Consider the following 22,310-nt stretch of genomic DNA (forward strand, 5'->3'; position numbering starts at 1 on the left):
TGACTGTTGGCTGTTCTGTTTCCTGTTTCTTTGTTTCCGTAACAAACTCTGCCAGATCATCCTCATCAATCATGGAAAGCATATATACGTTTTCTTTGTTACTGGAACGGTCCAACACAAGAAAAAACGTATTGCCGTTCTTTGTCTGTACCGTAAGGAACTCTTTTGTGCTGTCCCCTGATTTATCATCTGCCAGACTTCCGTTCCCCGGAACAGAAAAAGGTGTTTCCTCTGTCTTCGGCGGTTCTTCCTCCTGTACTGGCGTCTCTGTTGGCGCAGGTGCTTCCACCGCCTGCTGAGCCGCTTCATCCGTAAAGGCAAAGGCAGTCGTGGCAGGCAAGACCATCCCTGCCGCCACTGTAAACGCTGCCAGCCACTTTTTAATTTTCATTCTCACGATGTTCATCCTCCTTTTCTTCTGCCCTATGTCCCGGCAGTTTTCTTTCTTCTGCAATATCCTTCCAATCCTCTTCTTTTTTTGTATCCGGCACAGTAGTTTCTTCCGTCAGATACGGAAAAACAGCCGTTCCATTCTGGATTTTGTCCAATACTACCAGAAGTTCCCGGCTGTTTAATTTCATGGAACGGATACTTTTAATAATCTCCGCATCCTCCAACTGCTTTTTTCGGATATTCAGTTCCCTTAAATGTTCCTGCCACTCGGTAATTCTTTCCTCTGTTTTCTGGATTTCATCCAGAACCTTTTTTAATTTCATATTCACTTTCTTAACCTCCTACTGGATTCTTCCAAACGCCATGAAATGTTCCTGCCAATATGCAGAACTGATATTCGCATACTGGATGGGATTGCCGCAGTGGATCATCATGTTGTCTCCTACATAGATTCCCACATGACTGGCTCCCGGCGTATTGTAAGTACCCTGAAAGAAAATCAGATCTCCCGGTTTTGCTTCGGACGGCGATACATATGCACAGCAGGAACGAAGCCCGTCTGCCGTCTGCCTTCCTACATTCCAGCCGTTTCCGCAGTTATTGATTACCCAACTGACAAATCCGGAACAGTCAAAACTGGTACTGGGCGAAGCGCCGCCCCACACATACGGGTATCCCAGATATTTTTCTGCTTCATGGATCATGTTTGCAAATTTTTCATCTGACAATGCCTCTGCCGGAATTTCATAGCCAAAACCACCGGAACCTCCGCCACTGGGCAGCGTATTTACATCAAACAGATAATCACGGTTCCCATATGTCAGATTGTAATAATCATACCGCTGTTCTTCCTCGTCATTCATTCTGTTTCTGAGCACAGTATCCAGATTATGGTTTGTCAGCACTGTTTCCAGCCTGTTTACCTCTCTGGTACTGGTCACTTCCACTTCCTGACTTCCATTGTCATCTGCTATGTATGCTTCCCATGTCTGATGTCCGTGTGCAGAAGCGGCTGCATGGTCTCCATAATAAACATCGAACTGCACCCCGTACTGGTCAAAAGCGCCTGTATCTTCTACAACATACTCCACACCATTCATCACAATCTTCGTGCCCAGAGGTACAAAAGGATTGGAAGCGTCTACCGCAATCGTGTGGTTTGCCTGCGGCATGGCTCCGCTGGCTGTCGATCCGCCGGACCAGACGCCGCAGCAGATCGGACAGTTGCAATATCCACTGGTTACTACCTGTCCCAGTGATTCCCCAACCCGTACCGTCTGTGTTTCTGTCACTGTTTCACGCACACTCTCCGTATGTATGCTGTACTGTTCCCGGAAGATTTCTTCAATCTCCGAAGCCACCTGTGCATATGTAAAATCCCCGTATTTAACTGTCAGGTAGGAGATAAGGTGGTATGGATTATGGCTGATTTCGTCTACCTGATAGCGGTATTCCTCATATTCTGGATGTGTGGCTTCCATGCTGTTAATCTGATTATTCAATGCCGCTTCAAGCTGTGCATAAGCATTTTCTGCCGCATAAATATCTTCATCCTCGCTGGCATAGGTGGTAGAAATAATTGTGGTACTGCCGCCCTGAATGCTGGCGCTGCAGCTGCTGAGTGAGGCTGCCATCACTGCGAACAACAATACGCAGACACCTATACCTGCGAAAATTGCCCGGTTCCTGCAAAGAATCTCCTGCAGTACCTTCTTTGCTTTGACCGCAATGGTTTCTGTAACCCGGATGGTATCCTCCGTTGCTTTTTTCCCTTCCTTCGCCGCAGCATAAGCCTGTTTGTAACGCCTTTTCTGCCAGAAGCGTAAAATAGCATTCTTCTTTGACTGTTCCACCTCGGCAGCGTGTTTCCCCACTTCTTTTCCGCTTTTTTTCATCGCCTCAAACTGCAGGCGGCCCGCTTCCGCTGTTTTTTCTGCCTGCCGTTCCGTGTGCAGGGATTCCTGCAGTCTGCGGCTTGACCGGGAAACGGCATATCGGACAGTCTTTTCTCCCAACAGTTCCGCTTTATGTGCCCCTTCCACTGCCGCATTTTCCTGTTCTGCTTCGTGACTCTTCCCATGAACATAAGCAGATGCAGCAACAGTACCTGCTGAAACAGCCTTCTTTGCCATCCCAATTCCGGCTCCCTGTATCATCCCGCTGCTTTCATCCCCAAAAGAAAGTCTTCCTGCCTGTTTCTTCTGTTCTTTATGGAGCTGTTCCCGCTTTATCTTTCCCTTGATTTCCTCACGGAACCCTTCCATCGACTGCTCCGCTGTTTCCTGGTTCTTACGAAAACGGGAAGATTCTTTTTCTTTCTGAGCCGTCTGTTTTTCTTCTGCCGTTTTTTCTGCCCTTTCTCTTCGGACATAGGACTGCACCTGCTGTTTTTTTCGGCTATGGCTTGTCCATGCAGCAGCTTCTGCATATTCCCTCGCCCCGGACGGATGCCCCCTGATACTTTCCACACGGGAAGAATAATCAGACAAACGTTCCCCTGTATTGCTGTCTGCTTCCTCTATTTCTTCCTGCCATCTGGCACTCTCCGATTCCGGTATCCGCATTTTTCTGGAAGCCGCCCGTTTTTTTCCACTTTCCTCCATGTCCTGCCCGACTGTTTCCGCAGCTTCTGTTCTGCCTGCTTTTTCCGAATACAGCTTCTTTTTCGCAGACTTCGTATCTTCCGCCCTTTCTCCCCGCTTTGAAAAATCTTCCATATCCTCTGCCTGTGTTGCGCAGAAAAAATCATCTGTTTCCCGGTTACTTACCCGGATGGATTTTCTGCTGTGCAGATTTTCCTCCTTCAGTCCATCCCGGCTCATTTTCTTTACGGTTTTGTCTCTTGCCCTGTACTCATGCTCCTGCATGATTTCTCATCTCCTTACATATATGGCTGTGCATACTCTTCCCATTTTTCCAGTGTCGCATCTGCCATTTTCGGAATGGAGGCAGCAAATTTCCATGCCTCCGGCGGCAGGGGATTTCCATGAAGCATCAGAAGATGCAGCATAGAACTCTGCATGTCCACCAGTGCCGCAAGATAAATCAAATCCTCCGGCATATGGGAAAAGACCTCTTCTCCATTGCTGTCTTTTCCATTCTCCAAAAGCATTTGCAATTCTTTTGGTATATCTTCTCTTTTTACTTTTACGGTGTGAACCATTATTTTGTTATCTCCTTTTCTGCTATTTTCTTTGCCACTACAACCAGCCTTCCGTTTTCCTGCGAATATTCACAAGTGGAAAGTGTCAGCAGCTTCTCTCCATAATCTGCCGTAATCCCGGTATCATAAAATGACCGTTCCTTTACAGCTTCTATAAATGTTTCATATGACTTTCTGTTTTCCGCTTTCGTGAACGTATAATAGGCAAAATCACTTCCCGTATAAACCGGAGTGGAAAAGACTGCAAACACCTGATATTTTTCTTCCCCCTGCAGCGTATTGAAAAAAATAAAAGGATGCTCTTTAAAGAACTTCCTCTCACGATACCCTTCCAATGCGGCAAACATCTTTCCGCTGTTCATGTGGTGTCCATAGATGATCAGATTGTCGCAATCTTTCAGGGAACAGTTTTCTGAAAGAAACAAGCTTCCATTTGCAGAGTATTCTCTGAAAAAATCCCGTTTCAGATAATAATTCACTTCTTCCGGATGGTACATAACGGGGTAGTCAATAAGCGTATCCGGTATCGTCAGCCAGCCGATACAATCCTTGTTTTTTTCATGAAGGGCAAGAAGCCCCTCATGGATGAGGTTCTGCTCTTCTTCATCCTGTCGGGGCTTCTCTTTTGTTTCTTCTTTTTGGTTTTCATAAATTTCTTTTAACTGTTCCTGTAAAATATCCGCTTTTTCTTCCTGTTTTGCATAGTCTGCGAGGAAGTGTCCGCTGATTCCCAATAATGCCAGTGACAGAAAACAAAGCAGATAGGCTGCCCATTTTCTCATACGCATCCTTCTCCGATTTTTTTGTCTCCTGACACCTTTTTTATCCGTTCTTCCGCCAGCCTGCAGTATTCCTCGTTCAATTCAATCCCGATATACTGTCGGTTTAACCCTTTTGCCACAGCCCCGGTTGTCCCGCTTCCCATAAACGGATCAAGGACAATCCCCTGTTTTGGGCATCCCGCAAGGATACAGGTTTCCGCCAAACGTGGCGGAAATGCTGCAAAATGTGCCCCTTTATATGGAACGGTATTGATATTCCACACATCCCGCTTATTCCTTAAAGGGTTGATTTCTGTTTTTCCATACCTGCAGGGATTGTTGATCTGCTGTCTGGACATCTGCCCCGGTATGCCGTCCGCATATTTTGTGTTTTCCTTTCTCCCATAGCGGTAACGGATGGCGGTACTTAAAGCAATCGGCTCGGCAACGGCAAGATTGTCGTAAAAATATTTCCCGGACTTTGTAAGCAGGAAGATATGTTCATAACATCGGCTCGGTCGGTCTTTTGCACTCTCCGGCATGGGATTATCCTTCTGCCAGATAATATCACTGCGAAGAAACCAGCCCTCTTTTCTCAGGGTAAGTGCCAGCAGCCACGGAAGTCCCATCAATTCTTTTGGCTTGCAGCCGGACAACCCATGATAGGATTTCCGGCTGTAGCAGTCTGCTATATTAAGCCAGAACGTACCATCTGACCGCAGGACTCTTTTTAATTCACAAAACACAGAAACCAAATGTCCGATATATTCCTCCGGTGCGCCTTCCCTGCCAATCTGGTTTTCCTTTCCATAATCCCGTAAAGCATAATACGGCGGAGAAGTCACACAACAATGGATACTTTCATCCGGCAGACTTTTAGCACCTCCAGACAGTCCCCATTGATAATCGTATCCGTTTTTAACATTCTGCTTTTCCCGCCTTTTCTCCTGTTCCTTCCAAATCCGAAGGTTTGGTTGTCATCAAAGCATACAGACGCAGGGATTTATCAAACTTATCCTTAAACGGGATAATGGTACTGCCATAAAAAATCAATCCCTCTCCCTCGCCGCTGTTGGTCACATAGGAAAGCTGGTGGGGCGAAATGTTTAACTGCTTCGCCAAAATCTGCCTGTCCCCTGCCGCCTGGTTGAGCATATAGATGAAGTCCGAGTTTTCAAATATGTTTTCGATTTCCCGGCTGGCAAGCAAATCCTTGATATTCTGCGTGATTCCTGTCGGGATACCGCCCCATTTACGGAAACGCTTCCAAATCTCCACGGAATAAGCCGCCGTCTGTTCCTCCTTCAGAAGCAGATGGAACTCATCAATATAGTATCTGGTAGATTTATGCAGCGCCCGGTTGACCGTCACACGGTTCCACACCTGATCCTGCACGATCAGCATCCCAAGCTTTTTAAGCTGTTTTCCCAAATCCTTAATATCAAAACAGACAATCCGGTTATTCAGTTCCACGTTGGTACGGTGGTTGAACACCTTTAAGGAACCGTTGACATAGATTTCCAATGCTGTCGCAATCCTCTGTGCCTGAACCTCTTTCTGTTCCCGCAGGCATTGGTACAAATCTCCCAATACAGGCATATTCTCCGGCACAGGGTTTTCAAAATATTTCTGGTATACAATCGGCAAGCATCGGTCAATGACAGACTTTTCTTCTGCTTCAATACCATTTCTGGAACCCATAATCAGCTCACACAAGGACAGAATGAAATCACTCTTAAAGCCCAGCGGGTTATCATCATCAGAATAATCCAGGTTGATGTCCATTGGATTGATGTAATCGTGACTGGTAGGCGAGATATGGATAACCTGCCCTCCAAGTGCGTTGACAAGGGGATAGTATTCTCCTTCCGGATCTCCGATAATAATGTCATCCTGCGTGACAAAAAAAGCATTGGTAATTTCCCTTTTGGCAGAAAAAGATTTTCCGGAACCGGGCGTACCAAGAATCAGTCCGTTAGGATTTTTCAGTTTCTTCCTGTCCACCATGATCATGTTGTTGGAAAGGGCGTTCAAACCGTAATACAAAGATTCTCCCGCCATGAACAATTCCTGTGTGGTAAATGGCACAAAAATAGCAGTGGATGTAGTTGTCAGCGCTCTCTTAATCGGAATCAGATTCAATCCCAACGGAACACTGCTCATCAATCCCTGCTCCTGCATATAGTCCAATCTTCTTAATGAACAATTATATTTCTGTGCAATCCCTCCTGTCTGGAACACCGCATTATCAAGTTCCTGCTTTGTCTTTGCCGTATTTAAAAACAATACCGTCACAAGGAACATCCTTTCATTTCTGGACTGCAAATCTTCCAAAAGACGCTTCGCTTCCCCGCCATACGTGTTCAAATCTGACGGAATGATGTCCATATCGTACCCTGAACGTACTGCTTTTTTCTGTTCTTCTATCTTCATGCGGTTAATATCCGTCACTTTACTTTTTACCAGCTTAATCGCTTTCATCTGATCCAGAGACTGGATATGAAGATTTACAATCAGATTTCTGTCCATATCCAAAAACTCTGCCAGCATCTTATCTGTCAGCTCCGGTGCAAGTATCTGTAAATAAGATGCTGCACCGATGGTATTTCCCATCTGAAAGGTCTTTCCGTCCCGGAACACAAAACTGGTAGGTGCAATAAAGTCTTTTGTCCCCATTCCGCTTCGCAGTACCCTGTCATAAGAGAACTGGAACGGCACTTTTTCTTCCGGGTTAAAGGTTTCATAGAGAATCTGAAGCCGTTCCTCCCCGGACAGCGGATAAGCCGACACTCCGAGAACCTTGAAGTTATTTAAAATATCCGCTTCGATACGTTCCAGCTTCGGCTTTGCTTCCCGGATGTTCTCCGCCTTAATTCCAAATGTAATGTATTTCGTCCGTACCAGGCCATTATTTCCTTTTGCCAGCTGATTTTTTAACATCTGTGCATACTCCATACGCACATCGTCAAATGCGTCATTCTGCGGTCTGATCTGAATAGCGGATTCAAATTCTTTCATACTGCTGTGATGGTTGATAAAGGACACCTGAAAATGGATACTGCTGTCAAAATAATTGAGGAAGTCACACCAGTTTTCAAAAATGGCATTCTTATCTTCGTTCTGTGCCAACTGGTAGTTAATGTCATAAAATCGGATGGTTTTGGAATAATATTTCTCCTGTACCCGGCAGATACCGTCCTTTGCCATTTCCCGGTATGGTATGGATTTCTGTGCCGAAAGACGCTTCTCCTTTTCCTTTTTCAATTCTGCTTTTGAAGGTTTCTTCTCCACAATCTTCTGTGATCCGACTGTATTTCGTCCCTTTCTTTTTCTCCCCGGTTTCTCGGATGCCGCAGAATAATTTACCGTTTTATGCTTTTTCTTTTTTTCCTTTTTTAAAGCGGCTCTTTCTTCTTTTGCTGCCAGCTTTGCTTCTTTTTTAGCTGCCTTTTTCTCTGCTTTTTCCTGCTCTCTGCGCAGCTTCTCATTCATTTTTTCTGCTTTTTTCATAGCCCTTTTTTCACGCCTGGTAAGTTTTCTGGGTGGTTTTCTCCTGCCCCTTCTGCGTTCCAGAGCTTCATAACCGGACACCACAGGCTGTCCCCTTACAAGGCCTGCCATTTTTTCTGTATCATAGGCTTCTGCCTCTCCATAATCCGGATATTCCTCGTCCGCATCATCCAGCCAGCCTCTTTCATAGGCTTCCTGCCTTTTGATATGAGACTGGTACGCCTGTCTATCATTTCCTTTTCTTTTTCTCTGCATGTCCGCTTCCTCCTCTCTTTCTTTTCTCAGTCGTTACTGTTTCCTGTATTTCGTACAGATTCTCAATCTCATACCTGCGGATGGCAGGATACCGCAGTTTTACATGAATGACATTTAAGAGAATCTTTTCCAAAGGCAGGCCGTCCTTTTCATACATGGCAAACATAAATGCCGGAAGCATAAGAATGACCATACCTGTTGCCGCATTGCTTGTTCCAATCCATTCCCTTGTCAGAAAATAAAATGGAAGCCCCACAGCCGCCGCAATCACCAGACAGATAAGCTGCCGTTTCGTGAGGTTTAAAACAACCTTATTTTTTACCTTTGTCAAATCTTTGGGTACTGATACAAATGCCACGATTACCATCTCCTTTCCCTGCATTTTCTAAAATCCGGGACGATGCAGAACCTTCAACTTCATTTCCCCACACATCCCATCCGGATGTTTTCTGCCTTGCAAACAGTTCAATTCTCGGCAGTTCTCCAAATAATTCCACAATCCTCTTCCGGACTTCATCCGGCTTTTTACTGTGCTGTTCCAATGGGCTTATGATAAGCTGAGAGATACTTTTCGATATCCGCTTTGGATGTCCCTTAATCCCAAGCAGACAGATTTCCACATTGGAACGTGTCCAATAGCCCATCCCGAAAAAGAATCCTTTTCCGGATTTATTCTGTTTTACCCATGCAAACCCAAGTGTCTTATAGGTAAATCCCCATGCTTCAAAAAGTTTCATTGCATCCTGAAGCTGCGGAAATGTTACCCATAAAAACAAAGCACAGTCCTTTGCTGCAAGTTCTGCAACAGGAAGTCTGCATATTTCCTGAATACTCATAGTTGGATAGTGGTTTTCTGCCGCCCCCTGTCCCCGGTTCATGTCATATCTCCAGGGCGGATCAGCATAAATAATGTTATATTTTTTCTCCATTGTTTCCTTAGTGTGCATTGAAAATAGAGCGTGACAGGTTTCCGGTTTTCATCAGACTAAAGCAGAGAATGACCGTATATGCCGCCACTCCAAACAATGCTGAATGCATATTGTCTGAAATCTGGATAGTGGATACAAGCACCGCATAAATGCCTACACACACCATCATAAAAAATCCCTGAAATCCGAGTGCCAGAAGCCCCCGGAAATAATTTGTTCCTACCTGCCCCCATTCCCGGTTGGACATGGTTGCAAACGGAATCGGTGCAATCGAAGTATAGAGGTAAATTTCTATCATCCTTCCAAACAGGATGACGGTAATCAGTACAGACATCACCTTCATGCACAGGCTGACCACCATCGTCTCCAGTGCCAGTGTGACCAATTCCCCTATTTCCATAGACTCCATTGCCGTATTCATGGCTTCAATCATGGAATCTACGTTAATAGCTGTTTGCGAATTGATAGAGCCGCCTGCGGCATTTACTACATGCTGTCCCACATCAAAGACTGCCATCGCAATCGTGAAGGTATTGCTGACAAGATAAACTGCCACCCACATCTTGAAAAAATACTTGAAAAACATCCAAGTATCTATCTCGTGCATATTATTTTTCTCTGTCAGCATGGTAATCAGTTCATAACACAGGACAAATGTAATAATCACGCCTGCAATCGGCACAATGACCGAATTGGAAAGATTCTGTATCAGACTGAAAATACTTCCATTCCAGCCTTGCGGGGTTTGTCCGACCTGCGCAGCGATTTCTCCTGTCTTTTCATTGACATCGGTAAACATGGTTGTCAGGTTGGACGTGACCATCCCCGTCAAAAGCTCCCTCATCCATTCCTCGATTGCTTCAAAAATGCCATCGAACATGGGTGGTTCTCCTTTCCTCTATGCTTAAAACAGTCCTCCCAGAAGCGGGATAAGCTGTGTTCCGATTAACACAACCCCTCCTCCGGCCATAAGCTGCTTAATTCCCTGTGATTTTACTGATGTGCGATAAAGAAGTAATAGAAGTGTAAAAAATTTTGCCGTTCCTATCCGGCACTTGGCCATTGTGTCGGATAGGTCGGGCGTTAGGCTTCGGGCAAGTCAATCTTGCCGACAAAGCTGTAATAAATCTCAATGTCCTGCCTGCGGGTGCCGTTCTCGTCATAGCTGCACTCATGCACGACGATTTTCTCAATCATCTCCCGCAAGAGGGTGGGGGTCAATTCCTCAAAGGCAAGGTGCTTTCGGACGATACCCATAAACTTTTCCGCGTTGACGGTGGCGGCCTGCGACTTGTCCAGTTCGGCCTGCAAAGCGGCGGCGCGGTCTTTCAGTTCCCGCTGTTCCTGCTCATAGTCTGCCGACAGTTCCATGAAACGCTCGTCGCTGATTTTGCCGTTCACATTGTCCTCATACAGCCGCTTGATAATGCGGCTCACTTCGGAAATGCGCTCCTGCGCCTGTTCAAGCTGCTTGGTGGCTGCGGCGGTCTTTCTCTTGCCGCCGATCTCGTTCTGCTGGATAAGCAGCTTCACAAAGCGGCTCTCATGCTTGGCGGCGTATTCCGTCACCTGCCGGAGATTGGAGAGGACACCGGCGGTCAACAGGTCGGTGCGGATAAAGTGCGCCGTACAGTCGCGGGTGCGCTTCTTGTAGCTGCCGCAGATGTAACAGTCCTGCTTGCGGTTCTTGTTCTGATACCGCTGCTGGTACATCACATGGCCGCAGTCGGCGCAGAACAGCATACCGGAGAACAGCCCCACTTCGTCATAGCGGTTCGGGCGTTTGCGCTGCTTGCGTAACTCCTGCACACGCTCCCATGTTTCCGTGTCGATAATCGGCTCATGGTGGTTCGGGAAAATGGCCTGCTTCTCCACGGGGTTCTCTACGCTGTGCTTGGTCTTGTAAGAGGGCTTCTCCGTCTTGAAGTTTACCAGACAGCCGGTGTACTCCCGGTTTTCCAACAGGTGGACAACGGTATTTGTCGCCCACTTGCACTCATAGCCGGGGTGGTAGCGGCGGGTGCTGCCCGTCCTGCGGTATTCCAGCGTCCCCGGCGTGGGGATTTGCTGCTCCGTAAGCATACGGGCAATCTTGGTCGGGCCGTTCCCGGCAAGGCAAAGCTGGTATATCTGCTTGACTACCGGCGCGGTTTCCTCGTCAACGATATAGTTCTCGTCCTCGTCCATGAGGTAGCCATACACCGGCTTGCTGGTAACGGGCTTGCCGCTCATGCCTTTTGCTCGTTTTACTGCCTTGATTTTCTTGCTCGTATCTCTCACCAGCCATTCGTTGAACAGATTTCGCAGAGGGGTAAAATCGTTGTCCATGCCGCCGTTTGCGCTGTCCACATTGTCGTTGACAGCGATAAACCGCACGCCCTTTTGGGGGAACAGCATTTCCGTGTAAAACCCTACCTGCAAGTAGTTTCGCCCTAACCGGCTCATGTCCTTGACGATAACTGTACCCACTTTCCCGGCTTCAATGTCTGCAAGCATGGCTTGAAAACCGGGTCTTTGAAAGTTCGCGCCGGAATAGCCGTCGTCGGTGTACCAGCGCAGGTTGGTAAAGCCATTTTGTTTTGCAAAGGCTTCGAGTATCCTTTTTTGATTCGATATGGAATTACTCTCGCCTTGCAATTCGTCCTCATGGGACAATCTCGGATAAAGGGCGGTAATGAGGTTTTGGGTGGCTTGTCTTAACATAAAATCCTCCGTTTCCGACAGCCAGCCCCACTATTCCGTGGTTTCATTGTACCACGGAACAGGGCTGGTTGTATAGCGGCAAAAGTGTCAAATCTGCTTCTTTACAGCTTGTCAAATCGCCGGTTTTTGTGTAGCAGCGGCTTCCGCTTCCAGTACCCGCGCCATTTTGTCGGCGGCGGTGGTGGTAGTGTCTTTCTTGAAATAGCCGGACACGACAAGGACGGAATTGCCCATGCGGATTTCCGTCACGCAGTCGGGGCGGCGGGCGGTGCCGGTGTCGTGCTGCTTGTTATCTGCCATAGGCAATACTCCTTTCACTCGTTCATCAGTTCTTTCAAAAGCCCCAGCTTGTCCTGCGCGGCCTTTTTGCGGAAATTACCGCCGGTACAGCACACCGGGGGACACATTTCCAGCACCCGGTCATAAATCCGGGAATGGGCGGTGTCTTTTGGGTGCTGCAACTCTGAAAGCGTGAGGTTGGTCGTGACGATCAGCGGCTTGCGGCTGCGGTAACGGCTGTCAATCACATTGAAAACCTGTTCCAGCCCGTATTCTGTCCCGCGCTCCATGCCGAAGTCGTCAAGGATAAGCAGCGGATAGCGGCAAAGACGGGAAATATATTCATTCCTGCCCTCAAAGCTGGCGGCAAGGTCATTGAGGATAAGGGCAAAATTCGTCATATAGACGGGGATTTCTTTCTCCATGAGGGCGTTTGCGATACAGCCCGCAAGGTAACTCTTGCCGGTGCCGACGCTCCCCCAGAACAGGCAGCCCACATTCCCGGCGTATGCCCGTTCCCAGTTCTTCACATAGTTGCGCGCCCGGATTGTCTGCGGGTTCTGGCCGTTGTCGTTCTCAAACGTCCAGTCCCGTATGGCGGGGTCGGTAAAGCCCCGGCGTTTCAAGTCCTCTACGGTGTCAAGGTGCTTTTGCCGCTTCTCGGCGGTTTCCCGTTCCTCGCGGGCGGCTCTCTGACAGTCGCACTCTGCCGGGTGGCGGTCGCGCCCGAAGATAGCGGCCTTATCCGGCGCAAAATAGGCTTCTTTCGGCTTATGGCACTTGCCGCAGTAGAGTAAACCGTCCTCGCCGGTATAGTCCTCCGGCTCCGGGGTGGTGGCGATCAATCTGTCAATCATTTCTGAAAATGTGGTGTTCATAGGCTCTCTCCCTCCTTGAATGAGTAATCGGGGACGCCCTGTTTCGGGGCTTCCTTTTTGTCGTTTTCCGCCCATATCCGCAGGGCGGCGGCATAGTTCTGGTAACTTTTCCCGCTGGCGGCAAGGTAGCGGCTCATTTCCTCGATGAACCGTTCCAGCCTGTCGGGGTAGTCCTCTTTCAGTTCTGCGTATTCTGCTTCTGACAGGAAAATATTCCGGTATCGGCCATAAGGGGCGGGCGGCTCCCCACTCACTCCCATTGTTTGGTTCTCTATCAGGTTGTTTATATTAGTTTGGTTAGGGTAAAGTTTTCTTTGTGTCATATCTAAAGTTTCCTTTACATCATCTGTAAAGTTTTCTTTAGGACTGATATAAGGTTTTTCATACTCCATAGGTAAAGAAACCTTTAGGGATGGCGGCAGCTTCACATAAATCCGGTTCGGTGCGGAAAAGCCGCGCCGTTCCCGTTCCAAAAGCCCCGCCATGTCCAGTTCCTTCAGCGCGCTGTGGATAGTCATGGTGCTTTTGTCCAGTATCTCCGCTATATCTGCCACGGGATAGAAAATATAAATCCTGCCCTCGTCGTCCTGCCACTTGTTTTTCTGTGAGAGGGTGGAACGGTCTAACAGCAGCGAATACAGCAGCTTGGCGGTCTGGGAAATCTCCATTTTCAGCAGGAAACGGGGATAGGGCAGATAGGCGGGCAGAGACGTGTCTGCCTTGATATAATCAGCGATAGTATCACCTCCTGTATTTGTGTCGGTTTTTGGCGTTTGTACGCATTTAGGACGGCGTTTCCGGGGGAAAAGGATAAATGTATCACGCACCCTTTGACACCCACGAAAAAAGCCTTGATTTATGCGGGTTTGAAAGGCTCTAAAGCGTGACATTTATGCCTTTGTTTCCGCTTTCGCTCGGCGGCTTTGAGTTTCTTCATGCGTCCGGCGCAGTCGGGGCAGTATTTCCCCCGGTTGGATTTGGGGACAAAGGCCGCGCCGCAGACGGCGCACCGTTTCCGGCTCCCCCGGTACAAGAGGGCTGCGGCCAGCTCCCCGTCAAGGGGCAGGACAGCCACACGGAACCAGCGGCACATGAGGGAAAGGGAAATGCTCTGGACGCACACGCAAGGCTCCCCGTCGTCCAACAGCAGGCAGTTCCCCCCGTCGTAGTTACAGCACTCATGCACCAGCCGTCGCGTCCGCCGGTGCTGGCGGTAGTCCATGCGGGGCAGCTTATCGCTCATGGCGTTCACCGCCTTTCAGCGGTCAAGCCCCGGATTTTTCCGTGTGGTCTCTTTCCGGCGCGGCTGCTTTGCTCTGACCGTCTGCGCCTTTGCCGCAGCTATCCGGCGGCAGATTGACCTATCCCGTTCTTCCAGAAAATGCGCTTTTGTATCAGCGATAAATTTGCTGCACTGCGGCTCCGGTATCTGTTCCAGCCGGTTTATGGTGCTTTGGACAACTGCCTTTGTCTGTGCGTCCTGGATAACGGGGACAATCTCTTTCAGCCCCGCAAGGGTTTCCTCTTTGGTCGGGGCGGCGTACTGGTAAACCATTTCCAGTTCGCTTCTTGTAAATTTATCTCTCATGGCTCTGCTCCTTTCTGCGGCGGGGTTCCTCCCGGCGCAAAATCTGGTCGATATTACGCTTGACGGTCTGCAACTCCGTGTACCGCTGCTTCTGTTCGTGGTAGGTGTTATACAGGCTGGATTTCTTGGAAACAAGCTGCTCGATCTCGTCCTGCAACGCTTTCCGGGCGGGCAGCTTGGTAATGCCATGCTCCCGGAAATACCGGGCGGCTGCGTCGGCTATGATAAAATCGCTCTCATGTGCCTGCCGGTATGCGGCGCGGGCTTTCTCGGATTTCTGCGCTTTCAGCCCGTCGCGGGCGGGTTTGGTCTTGGCATAGGCCAGTACCTGTTGCTGCAACTCCTTTTTCCCTTGCAGCTTCGTTTCCAGCGTTTTCAGTTCGCCGCTGGTCTGGCGCATTTCCTCATAGGCGGTATCAACGGCGGCTTCCAACTGCTCCGGGGCAGTGAAGCCGTATTCCTGATACACATTCAGCGTCGCGGCCATCTGTTTGAGGTTGTGCATGGTCGCCCAGCGTTCATAGCCCCGGCCTTTGCCCTCGGCTTTCTTCTGCTCAATGTCCACAAGCCGCTGCACATTCGGGGCGGTTCGGGCTGCTCTGTCTGCCCGCAGTTGGTCTTGGATAGAGGGCGGGGTGCTGGATATAGCCGCGGTCTTTTCTGCGGCTCTGGCGGCGTTCTGCTCCAAAACGGCAAGGACAGCGGCGCGGTCAAAATCATCGCCCAGCTTGCGGGCGGTAATGGGCTTTGTCCTGTCCGGCGTGAGGTAACTAAGCCGCCCTCGGCTCTCCTTGACGGCCACACCCTCCCGCAGCAGCAAAGAGGAAAAGTCCTCGAATGAGGTCGCCGCAGACAGCGCGGCGCGTATGGTCTGCCGCAGCTTCTCCTTGTTCGTTTCAAACTTGGTCTGCCGGGGTGTGATACCGCCTGCAATCATGGGGGCGTTCTGCTTGTCCAGCGCGGCCTGCCCCTTTTTCTGCGCCCAATACTCCCGGTCGGTCACGCGGTTCTTGCTGCCGTTCAAGAGGTCGATTTGGTAAAGCCCCTCCCGGTGGCACATCTCCATGACTTCGGACTTGAAGTAGCGCAAGGCCGCGTCGGTACAGCGGTGCTTGCAACCGGCTTTCGTGTCGGCTGGCCTGTCCATGTAGGGCAGGAACGGGACTTCCTCTATCCGCAGCGAATTGATAACGATATGCACATGAATGTTGCCGCTGTGGTTATGCCCGTCCGGGTGGGTGCATACAAGGGCCTGGTGGCCGGGGAAATGCTCGGCGCAAAACTTCTCGCCCAATTCCTGCGCCCGGTCTACGGTCAAACCGTTGTCCGGGCCGTCCCGCGGGTCAAAGCTGATGATATAGTGGTGGCTTTTCACATCTTCCCGCCGCTGGTTTTTCTCATAGCGAAGATTTGCCCGCATACAGGCAACGGCAAAATCCTCCCCGCCGCAGTTCAGCGTGGACAGCCGGTAGTCCTCGCGGGGGATAAGCCTGCCGGTTTCATCAAGGACGGGCTTCATGGTAAACTCGTCATGCTCAAACAGCAGGTATTGTTCGGCGGCTCCGTAGTCGGCATTTTTAGAGTTGATATGCTTGAGTGTTGCCAACCGCGTCACCTACTTTCTTGAGGACTTCATACTTGAGGGCGGCAAGGTCGGCTATGGCGGCTCGCACCTCGCCGGACAGCGCGTTGTAGGGTGCGCCGTACTCGTTCAGATACCGGGCAATCTGGTTGAGGTTGCCGCCGATTTTGCCGTACTCGGCTGTGAGTTTCCCGACAGCGGAAAGCAGCTCGTCATTGACCGCCGACACATGGATAATGGGGCGTATGGCGGTGCGCCGTATCGCCTGCCGGAGAAATTCGGACTGGCTGATACCATAGGGCGCAAGCCGCGCTGTGAAGTCGGCGTATTCTTCTTCGGACAGCCGGGTTTTCACAACGCGGCTGCGGTGGGGCGTGTTATATCGCTTCGGCATGGGCTGTAAACCTCCTTTCACTTATCACAAAAAATAGGCTGGTCTGTTAGGTATTTCCGGGGCAGTCCTCGCAAAAAACGGCCTGCCGGACGGAAATCTTTTTTGCGGCGTAAGCCGCCATAGCAGGGTTTGGGGAAGGCACTCCCCAACAAGTTTCCCGCGAGGGGCAAAACCGCAGAATTGCGGATTTTGGCACCGTGGTAGAAACTTGCTCTGTAACTGCCGCAGACTGCCCCTGTCCGGGCTTTTCCGTACATAGAACGGACAGGACAGGGCTTGCGGCCCGCTGTGGGCGGCCTTTTTTCCTTTCCGCTAAAGATACATTTCAAAGGCCGCCAGCTACCCGCTGGACAGGGATTTTTCAAAATTTCTTTTGCCTTAGTAATCCGGGAACAGGGATTTTGGCAACCGGCGGGGCAGAGAATTTTTCCTTTCACTCCCCACACCACCGCGTTTTGAAATTTGCCAAACGAAACGGCTTATTTTCTCTTTGCTTCTTACTACGGACAAAAATCGGAAATGCCAAACGCCGGGGCAAAAAATTCCCCTTTCACTTACTACTACAATCTGAACAGGGCAAAATGGCCGGGAACGGAGCCGGGACAACAAAAAAAGCAGCAAATCTTTTTCAGACTTACTGCTTTCACTGGCCGCCGGTGGGCGGCTGGTATTCAGTTTTGAAAACTCATTTCATATTGGTATGATAAACGGAGAGTTATTGCGTTATGTTTTCAAAAGGAAACGATTTCTCCTTGAATATATCCCACAAAATATGCAATCGCTATACTTATCGCAATGCAGCATATACATAGTATTTCAGCAATAACCTTTTTCCCGGTTATTTTGTTTACAGACTTGCCGTAGTCAATAGTAGCCCATACCATTGAAAGTAAAAATAGAATTGCAATCCAATGAGTATGAAACGACAGTCCCATGCTGACAAATACAAAGTTTGTGATGATGTAAAAGGTGCTTCTAACTACAACTTCCGTCACTGTTGAAAGCTGATTTTTCATAAAACCTCTTGCCTCCTTAATTTCCTGTTTACTATCGGTCAAAGCGAAACTTGAACAGCGCGGTAATTAGCTTCTGCTTTATATGTTCCTCAACCTCGGTGTTGACTTTCCCGTGTACTTTGGAACAGTAGCGGATATATCCGGCGTAGTGGGAAAGAACGGTGTCGATTGCGTCCGGGTCGCCCTCATGCGCCTTGACGATTGTTTCATAGGGGAGAAGTTTATTCATACCGGCTCACCTCCATTTCCTTCCGAAGCCGTTGCAAGGCAAGCTGGATATGCCGCCCCGCTGTGCTGCGTGTCCGGCCGATATGTACGCCGATCACTCTCTGCGGCTGGCGCAGGAAATAGTAACGGAAAATTTCTTCCTGTGCCTGCTCCGGCAAAAGGGCAAGGGCAGCGGCAAGTTCCGCATGGTACAGAACGGCGGTCTGGCCGCAGGCGGTAAAAAGATATTCTTCAAGCTGCTCCGGCTCGGAAAACTGGACAAACTTCTCATTCATCAGATAGTCAAGGGAAACTTCCCGTTCCCACCTCTGGCGCAGCTTCAAAATTATATCTATGGCGGCGTGACGAATGACAACCTTGCAAAAGGCGTTAAAAGTGTACTGGATATGCACTTTGTAGGCTTCATCTTCGGTCATGGAAATTCCCCCTCTCTCTGATAATAGTGCGGGGCGGCAGCACTCCTTGCTGTCGCCCCTTGATTGCCTACCAGCAAAGGCGGGCGGGGCTGTCAACGGCGGCGCTTGCGTCGTTCATCTTGACCGTTGACTGGCTCGGCTGACTTTGCTATTCCGTTATCTCTTTCAGTTATTGTCAAAGGAAATGTAGATAGTTAGACTATCGGGTATGTAGCTGATACTTAACCACTTTTCGTCATTTGATAAAAGTGTCCCGATAGAAACATAGTTTTCTCCTTCGATTTCCTCTGACACATTTTCAATTACGGAAAAGCCTTCTTGGTTCAAAAGCTCCATATACTCGTTATAGTCGTTTTCGCTAATGCCGGTAAGGTTGATATTGCAATTCTCATGTTCTGTATCAAGTGTAGCCCATGCAACCGTACCAGGCGCAACAGGAAGCCCCTCTGTGTACTCATTCGCAGGCCAAACACCCTCGTCCAATTTTGTAACACTATTAGATTGCGTATTGTTCTCATTGCTTGTCGGTGTAGATGATGTATTTTGATTAGAACACGCAGCCAAAAAAATCATAACCATGATTGTGAATACAGAAATATACTTTTTCATTAGTTACCTCCTGTTTTTGTGTATGGTTCGGATAATTAACAAAACAGCAATAGCTGTTGCTGCAAACCCAATAGCCAAAAGGATATGCGAAATATCAAAGGCAAACGCGCCCTCAATCTGTATATTTGTTGTCGCGTCTGCTTGTCCGATTGCTCCTTCTGGTACTTTTCCTGATTGCGTAACAGCATATACCGAAAAGGCAGCAACCGCGATAACAAGCGCAGCAAGAGTAGAAATGATACCGTTCCTTTTTTTCGATTTGGTGTTATCAATGCCAAACTGTTCTGCGGTGCTGTCTGCAAATTCTTTTGGCGTCCCCAAACGCTGGATAATCTGCTGCTCTGTTTCTCCATGCTCCATAGCAGACGCAAAAACTTCATTCAAGTCACGCACAACCTCTTTTTTCATTTTGCGTGGTAAAGATAGTTCCTTTTCAACCTGTTTGATATATTGTTCTTTCATTTGGACACCCTCGCTTGTTGATAACTTTCTATAAAGCCGTTTACGCAGTTTTCATAGCTTGACCAAAATAAGATTAGTTCATCAAGTACATTCCTGCCTTTATCCGTTAAAGAATAATACTTTTTTGAGCCGCCATTTGCCGCAGCCGGAGCCAATCGGCATTTGATTAGTTCTGCTTCCTGTAAACGATACAGAATGGGGTAAATGGTTCCCTCTTTCGCATATCCCAAAACAGACGCACTATTGTTCAATTCGGTTATAATTTCATATCCATAAGTTTCCTTGCGTCCGATTAGGCATAAGAGTATCATTTCCAGAGAGCCTTTTTTGAATTGCTGGACATATTTGTTATTCATATCGTCGCCTCTCTTTAGTTTTGCTATTTAGGCTTGCTAAATAGCAACTATATTATATCTCTTCCGAGGTATCAGAGTCAATAGGCTTAACGAAAAAGTTACAAGGTGTGTGCGTAAGGTAATAACGGAATAGTGGGCTGCTGTCTATCAAATTCTTGTGTGTTACTTTATGGCACATGAGCATTTGCACCTGGGTTATCATTTCCGTATCCTTCCAGAAGATTGATAACTCCCCATACGGCAAGTCCGGCACCGATTGCCACCACAAGGGTCTGTAAAATATTAATTGCTGAAGCAAAAAACGCCATATAATCACTTGAAAGTCCAATATAGAAAACAGGATTTTCTCTATTTGTCCCGTTTTTGCACATTAAAAAACCGCCGTTTCTTCCGGCGGTCAGCTCTTTCCATATTGGTTTCTTCTCCTTTCCAATTTTTTTGTTTTAATTTTTGTATTTGTGCAATGAGCCTGTATTCCATATTTCCGGTTCAGCACGAATAGGTGGGTAAACATATCTGCCACCTGTTTCTATGTAAAACTGCATTTTCCCCTTTCCGGACTTTGCGACACGGTGTCGCAAAGTTCCTTAATTTACTGTTTTTTCTGTTTCATGTTCTTCTGCTTCATTTCCATCCACCTCATATAAGTCAAATTCTTCCTGTCTCCTGATTTTAAGCTGATGCTTCATATATGCTTCCACATCAAAAGCATTCTTCTCGTCATAATCGGACAACTCCCGGTATCGCTTATGCTTCGTAATGTCAAACTTGTCACTCAAAAACGGACGCACCCCTCTAAGCTGCAAAATACATTTATTTCCATCCATAACCGATAGTTCATCCCGGCTCATCAATTCCTTCCCTGTTTTTTGATAATTAAGCCCATAGGAACGGCTTTGTCCACGTGTGTCAGATGTGTTATAAAGGTCAATGGTTTCCTTTCCAAGTGTCTCTGATATTTCCTTTAAAGTTGTACTTTCCTTTCCTCCCAGAAACAGCATCGTGTCGCAATTCCCGCTGATTGTTTCGGCTGCATCCTTATAAATCGTCTTTAACTGGCTCTGGGACTGCAAGATAATGGAGGCAGAAATTTCTCTGCTTCGGATGGTTGCAATCAGCTTGTCAAATTTTGGAATCTGTCCGAATAGCGATAGGTAAGCCTCTGGCGTTTCCACCTCGGGCTTTTCCCCCGCTCCACACCGTGCGTGATAGTTTCCCATCACACGGCGTTCCACCGACTAAGATTACTTTTTAGTGCCTATATAGTCCTCGAATTGTATTTCCTCCAACTCTCTGTGTTTTCGGAGTTTATTGATTTTATCTTTCATTTCTTCGGTCAACTGTAAGTCTTTAAGCAACTTTCCAATTTTTACAGGATTCGTTGCTCCAACCAGTTCTGACACCTCTTTTGACAGGATAATCAAATTCCTGTAAGTGTCGTTTCGCTCTCCCTTACATGGTTTGATATGCACACATACCATATCTGATATTGACAGGGCATTGTGCGTTACCGCACATTTGCCTTTTTGTGCGATATATCTCGAAAGAGCGTTGTCTGCCATCTCCAACGTAGGGTAGAGATGTGCATTTTCCATCATGTATTTCATAACATCGTAGCTGATACAGTTTTCGATGTCTGAATACTTCCTCACATATTTATTGACTTCACGCCTTTTATATTTGGGGTATTCATAAGCCACATATCCAACAGGGATAATCATTCTTCCCTTTATCCATCGGAACTGCTTAGACTTTCCATACTTTTCCTGAATAAACTTGCTGGTTATCTCGCCTTGACGTTCTATGGGGTAACAGCGGTTATTATGATTCATGCCGTTACTTTTTCCCGTTACTTTAAAGGCGATTTCCGCAAAGTCTGCTGATACCATAGTTGCCATACAGTAATAGTTGTGCATTCCCATAACCATTGCATTATAAAGACTTATATTTCGGTCTATCTCGCTTTGTTTGCTCGGATTCTTTATGTCTTTCCAAACGTCACTTAGCTTTTTAATGACCTTTGCTTTACTCTTGTCTGCCATGTGGGAACGTATTACCCACTTACTGCCTTTTGGTACAACCTTAAATTTGATACCGAGGAAAGTAGTGTAATTCTTCCGCAAGTTTGTGATACCCGACTTTTCTCCACTGGTCTGTAAATGCAGATTTTCTGCCAACCAGAGTTTTGTGGCACACATTACCTTTTTCGCCGTTGCATAATCCCGACAGAATAGCTTAAAATCATCTGCATACCTTACGATATACATTTCTTTCAAATCGGTTTTTGCTCTCAGCTTATTCCATTTCTGCGTTCTGTCTACTGTGAGGACGTTTCCCTCTTTATCAGTCTTGTTAAACTCTAAACCTGTTTTACCCTCTTTGATTTTGAACATTTCCCACTGACTGGCAATCCACCAGTCCAGTTCATTCAATACAACATTTGCAAGAAGTGGGGATAGAATCCCCCCTGTGGTGTACCCGTTTCGGGAGTGATTATAATGTCATTGAACAGGATTTCCGCTTTCAGCATCTGCTTGATTATCATAATCAGCTTTCTGTCCTGTATGCCGATTCCCCACAACTGCCGAATCAACTTACTGTGGTCGATATTATCAAAGAAGCCAACAATGTCTACATCTACTACAAAGTGCAGATTCTGCAACTGTGCCATTTTATAGCATTGTGCGATTGCATTCTGAGTTGACCGATATGGTCTGAAACCATTGTTCCGCTCATGAAATTTCGCTTCACAAATCGGCTCCAGTATCTGTAAGATACACTGTTGTAT

General features: G+C 47.8%; 24 protein-coding genes and 5 pseudogenes. All 29 read right to left on the reverse strand.

Features of this window, described 5'->3' with window-relative positions; all coding sequences use genetic code 11:
* Nucleotides 1-391, reverse strand: a 391-nt coding sequence (locus AB5706_RS22145; protein WP_368366328.1) for a CD1107 family mobile element protein, incomplete at its 3' end; no start/stop codon positions are given.
* Nucleotides 381-716, reverse strand: coding sequence for a DUF4315 family protein (locus AB5706_RS22150; protein WP_180006317.1), 336 nt, complete (start codon nt 714-716; stop codon nt 381-383). The genes AB5706_RS22150 and AB5706_RS22145, both read right to left, overlap by 11 nt.
* Nucleotides 717-734: 18 nt before the next feature.
* Nucleotides 735-3,260 carry a C40 family peptidase gene (locus AB5706_RS22155; RefSeq protein WP_173770313.1) on the reverse strand — a complete coding sequence of 842 codons (2,526 nt, stop codon included), beginning with the start codon at nt 3,258-3,260 and terminating at the stop codon, nt 735-737.
* 14 nt (nt 3,261-3,274) lie between these two features.
* The gene (locus tag AB5706_RS22160) at nt 3,275-3,556 is read right to left on the reverse strand and encodes a hypothetical protein (RefSeq protein WP_158422712.1); all 282 of its coding nucleotides are present in this window, start codon (nt 3,554-3,556) and stop codon (nt 3,275-3,277) included.
* Nucleotides 3,556-4,338, reverse strand: a complete 783-nt coding sequence (gene srtB, locus AB5706_RS22165) for a class B sortase (protein WP_158422713.1) — start codon at nt 4,336-4,338, stop codon at nt 3,556-3,558. Before srtB ends, AB5706_RS22160 begins: the two co-directional genes overlap by 1 nt.
* Nucleotides 4,335-5,242, reverse strand: a pseudogene (locus tag AB5706_RS22170) (DNA-methyltransferase). The gene srtB and the pseudogene AB5706_RS22170 overlap by 4 nt, the downstream one beginning before the upstream one ends.
* On the reverse strand, nt 5,236-7,809 hold the full coding sequence (locus tag AB5706_RS22175; protein WP_373220032.1) for a VirB4-like conjugal transfer ATPase, CD1110 family: 2,574 nt from the start codon (nt 7,807-7,809) through the stop codon (nt 5,236-5,238). Before AB5706_RS22175 ends, AB5706_RS22170 begins: the two are co-directional and overlap by 7 nt.
* Before the next feature lie 247 nt (nt 7,810-8,056).
* Complete coding sequence (locus tag AB5706_RS22180) at nt 8,057-8,440, reverse strand: PrgI family protein (RefSeq protein WP_158422715.1); 384 nt, start codon at nt 8,438-8,440, stop codon at nt 8,057-8,059.
* Nucleotides 8,394-9,029 (reverse strand): MT-A70 family methyltransferase, encoded by a 636-nt coding sequence (locus AB5706_RS22185; protein WP_243284480.1) that lies wholly within the window; start codon nt 9,027-9,029, stop codon nt 8,394-8,396. The genes AB5706_RS22180 and AB5706_RS22185 overlap by 47 nt, the downstream gene beginning before the upstream one ends.
* Nucleotides 9,019-9,891: a VirB6/TrbL-like conjugal transfer protein, CD1112 family gene (locus AB5706_RS22190; protein ID WP_158422717.1), complete on the reverse strand. Its 873-nt coding sequence runs from the start codon at nt 9,889-9,891 to the stop codon at nt 9,019-9,021. Before AB5706_RS22190 ends, AB5706_RS22185 begins: the two co-directional genes overlap by 11 nt.
* Nucleotides 9,892-9,915: 24 nt before the next feature.
* Nucleotides 9,916-10,005: pseudogene (locus tag AB5706_RS22195) on the reverse strand (Maff2 family mobile element protein); the annotation flags it as partial.
* A gap of 89 nt (nt 10,006-10,094) precedes the next feature.
* On the reverse strand, nt 10,095-11,714 hold the full coding sequence (locus AB5706_RS22200) for a recombinase family protein (RefSeq protein WP_368366320.1): 1,620 nt from the start codon (nt 11,712-11,714) through the stop codon (nt 10,095-10,097).
* A gap of 111 nt (nt 11,715-11,825) precedes the next feature.
* Nucleotides 11,826-12,014, reverse strand: a complete 189-nt coding sequence (locus tag AB5706_RS22205) for a transposon-encoded TnpW family protein (protein WP_368366321.1) — start codon at nt 12,012-12,014, stop codon at nt 11,826-11,828.
* 14 nt (nt 12,015-12,028) lie between these two features.
* Nucleotides 12,029-12,871, reverse strand: a complete 843-nt coding sequence (locus tag AB5706_RS22210) for an ATP-binding protein (RefSeq protein WP_368366322.1) — start codon at nt 12,869-12,871, stop codon at nt 12,029-12,031.
* A pseudogene (locus tag AB5706_RS22215) lies at nt 12,868-13,712 on the reverse strand (replication initiator protein A). Before AB5706_RS22215 ends, AB5706_RS22210 begins: the two are co-directional and overlap by 4 nt.
* Nucleotides 13,713-13,727: 15 nt before the next feature.
* Nucleotides 13,728-14,114 (reverse strand): cysteine-rich VLP domain-containing protein, encoded by a 387-nt coding sequence (locus AB5706_RS22220; RefSeq protein ID WP_368366323.1) that lies wholly within the window; start codon nt 14,112-14,114, stop codon nt 13,728-13,730.
* Between the two features lie 15 nt (nt 14,115-14,129).
* Nucleotides 14,130-14,459, reverse strand: a complete 330-nt coding sequence (locus tag AB5706_RS22225) for a transposon-transfer assisting family protein (RefSeq protein ID WP_368366324.1) — start codon at nt 14,457-14,459, stop codon at nt 14,130-14,132.
* Entirely contained in the window at nt 14,449-16,065 is a 1,617-nt protein-coding gene (locus tag AB5706_RS22230; protein WP_368366325.1) for a relaxase/mobilization nuclease domain-containing protein, read from the reverse strand. Before AB5706_RS22230 ends, AB5706_RS22225 begins: the two co-directional genes overlap by 11 nt.
* Nucleotides 16,037-16,435 (reverse strand): plasmid mobilization protein, encoded by a 399-nt coding sequence (locus AB5706_RS22235; protein ID WP_368366326.1) that lies wholly within the window; start codon nt 16,433-16,435, stop codon nt 16,037-16,039. The genes AB5706_RS22230 and AB5706_RS22235 overlap by 29 nt, the downstream gene beginning before the upstream one ends.
* 731 nt (nt 16,436-17,166) lie before the next feature.
* Complete coding sequence (locus AB5706_RS22240; RefSeq protein WP_226822771.1) at nt 17,167-17,451, reverse strand: hypothetical protein; 285 nt, start codon at nt 17,449-17,451, stop codon at nt 17,167-17,169.
* 31 nt (nt 17,452-17,482) lie between these two features.
* Nucleotides 17,483-17,680: a helix-turn-helix domain-containing protein gene (locus AB5706_RS22245; RefSeq protein ID WP_147561399.1), complete on the reverse strand. Its 198-nt coding sequence runs from the start codon at nt 17,678-17,680 to the stop codon at nt 17,483-17,485.
* On the reverse strand, nt 17,673-18,095 hold the full coding sequence (locus AB5706_RS22250) for a sigma-70 RNA polymerase sigma factor region 4 domain-containing protein (protein ID WP_177389974.1): 423 nt from the start codon (nt 18,093-18,095) through the stop codon (nt 17,673-17,675). The genes AB5706_RS22245 and AB5706_RS22250 overlap by 8 nt, the downstream gene beginning before the upstream one ends.
* A gap of 165 nt (nt 18,096-18,260) precedes the next feature.
* Nucleotides 18,261-18,704, reverse strand: a complete 444-nt coding sequence (locus tag AB5706_RS22255; RefSeq protein ID WP_147561404.1) for a hypothetical protein — start codon at nt 18,702-18,704, stop codon at nt 18,261-18,263.
* 3 nt (nt 18,705-18,707) lie between these two features.
* Nucleotides 18,708-19,166 (reverse strand): DUF1700 domain-containing protein, encoded by a 459-nt coding sequence (locus AB5706_RS22260; RefSeq protein ID WP_147561406.1) that lies wholly within the window; start codon nt 19,164-19,166, stop codon nt 18,708-18,710.
* Nucleotides 19,163-19,522 (reverse strand): PadR family transcriptional regulator, encoded by a 360-nt coding sequence (locus AB5706_RS22265; protein ID WP_015534245.1) that lies wholly within the window; start codon nt 19,520-19,522, stop codon nt 19,163-19,165. The genes AB5706_RS22260 and AB5706_RS22265 overlap by 4 nt, the downstream gene beginning before the upstream one ends.
* 179 nt (nt 19,523-19,701) lie before the next feature.
* Nucleotides 19,702-19,830, reverse strand: a pseudogene (locus AB5706_RS22270) (Maff2 family mobile element protein); the annotation flags it as partial.
* Nucleotides 19,831-20,109: 279 nt separating this feature from the next.
* Nucleotides 20,110-20,664: pseudogene (locus AB5706_RS22275) on the reverse strand (type IV secretory system conjugative DNA transfer family protein); the annotation flags it as partial.
* Between the two features lie 102 nt (nt 20,665-20,766).
* A complete protein-coding gene (locus AB5706_RS22280; RefSeq protein WP_243097876.1) occupies nt 20,767-21,954 on the reverse strand; it encodes an RNA-dependent RNA polymerase family protein in 1,188 nt (395 codons plus the stop codon).
* On the reverse strand, nt 21,951-22,310 hold a 360-nt coding region (locus tag AB5706_RS22285; RefSeq protein ID WP_368366327.1), incomplete at its 5' end, for a reverse transcriptase domain-containing protein. The genes AB5706_RS22285 and AB5706_RS22280, both read right to left, overlap by 4 nt.

It is taken from the genome of Ruminococcus sp. RTP21484sp1_RTP21277st1_D2_RTP21277_210401 (assembly GCF_040924225.1).
Lineage (GTDB): Bacteria > Bacillota > Clostridia > Lachnospirales > Lachnospiraceae > Blautia_A > Blautia_A faecis.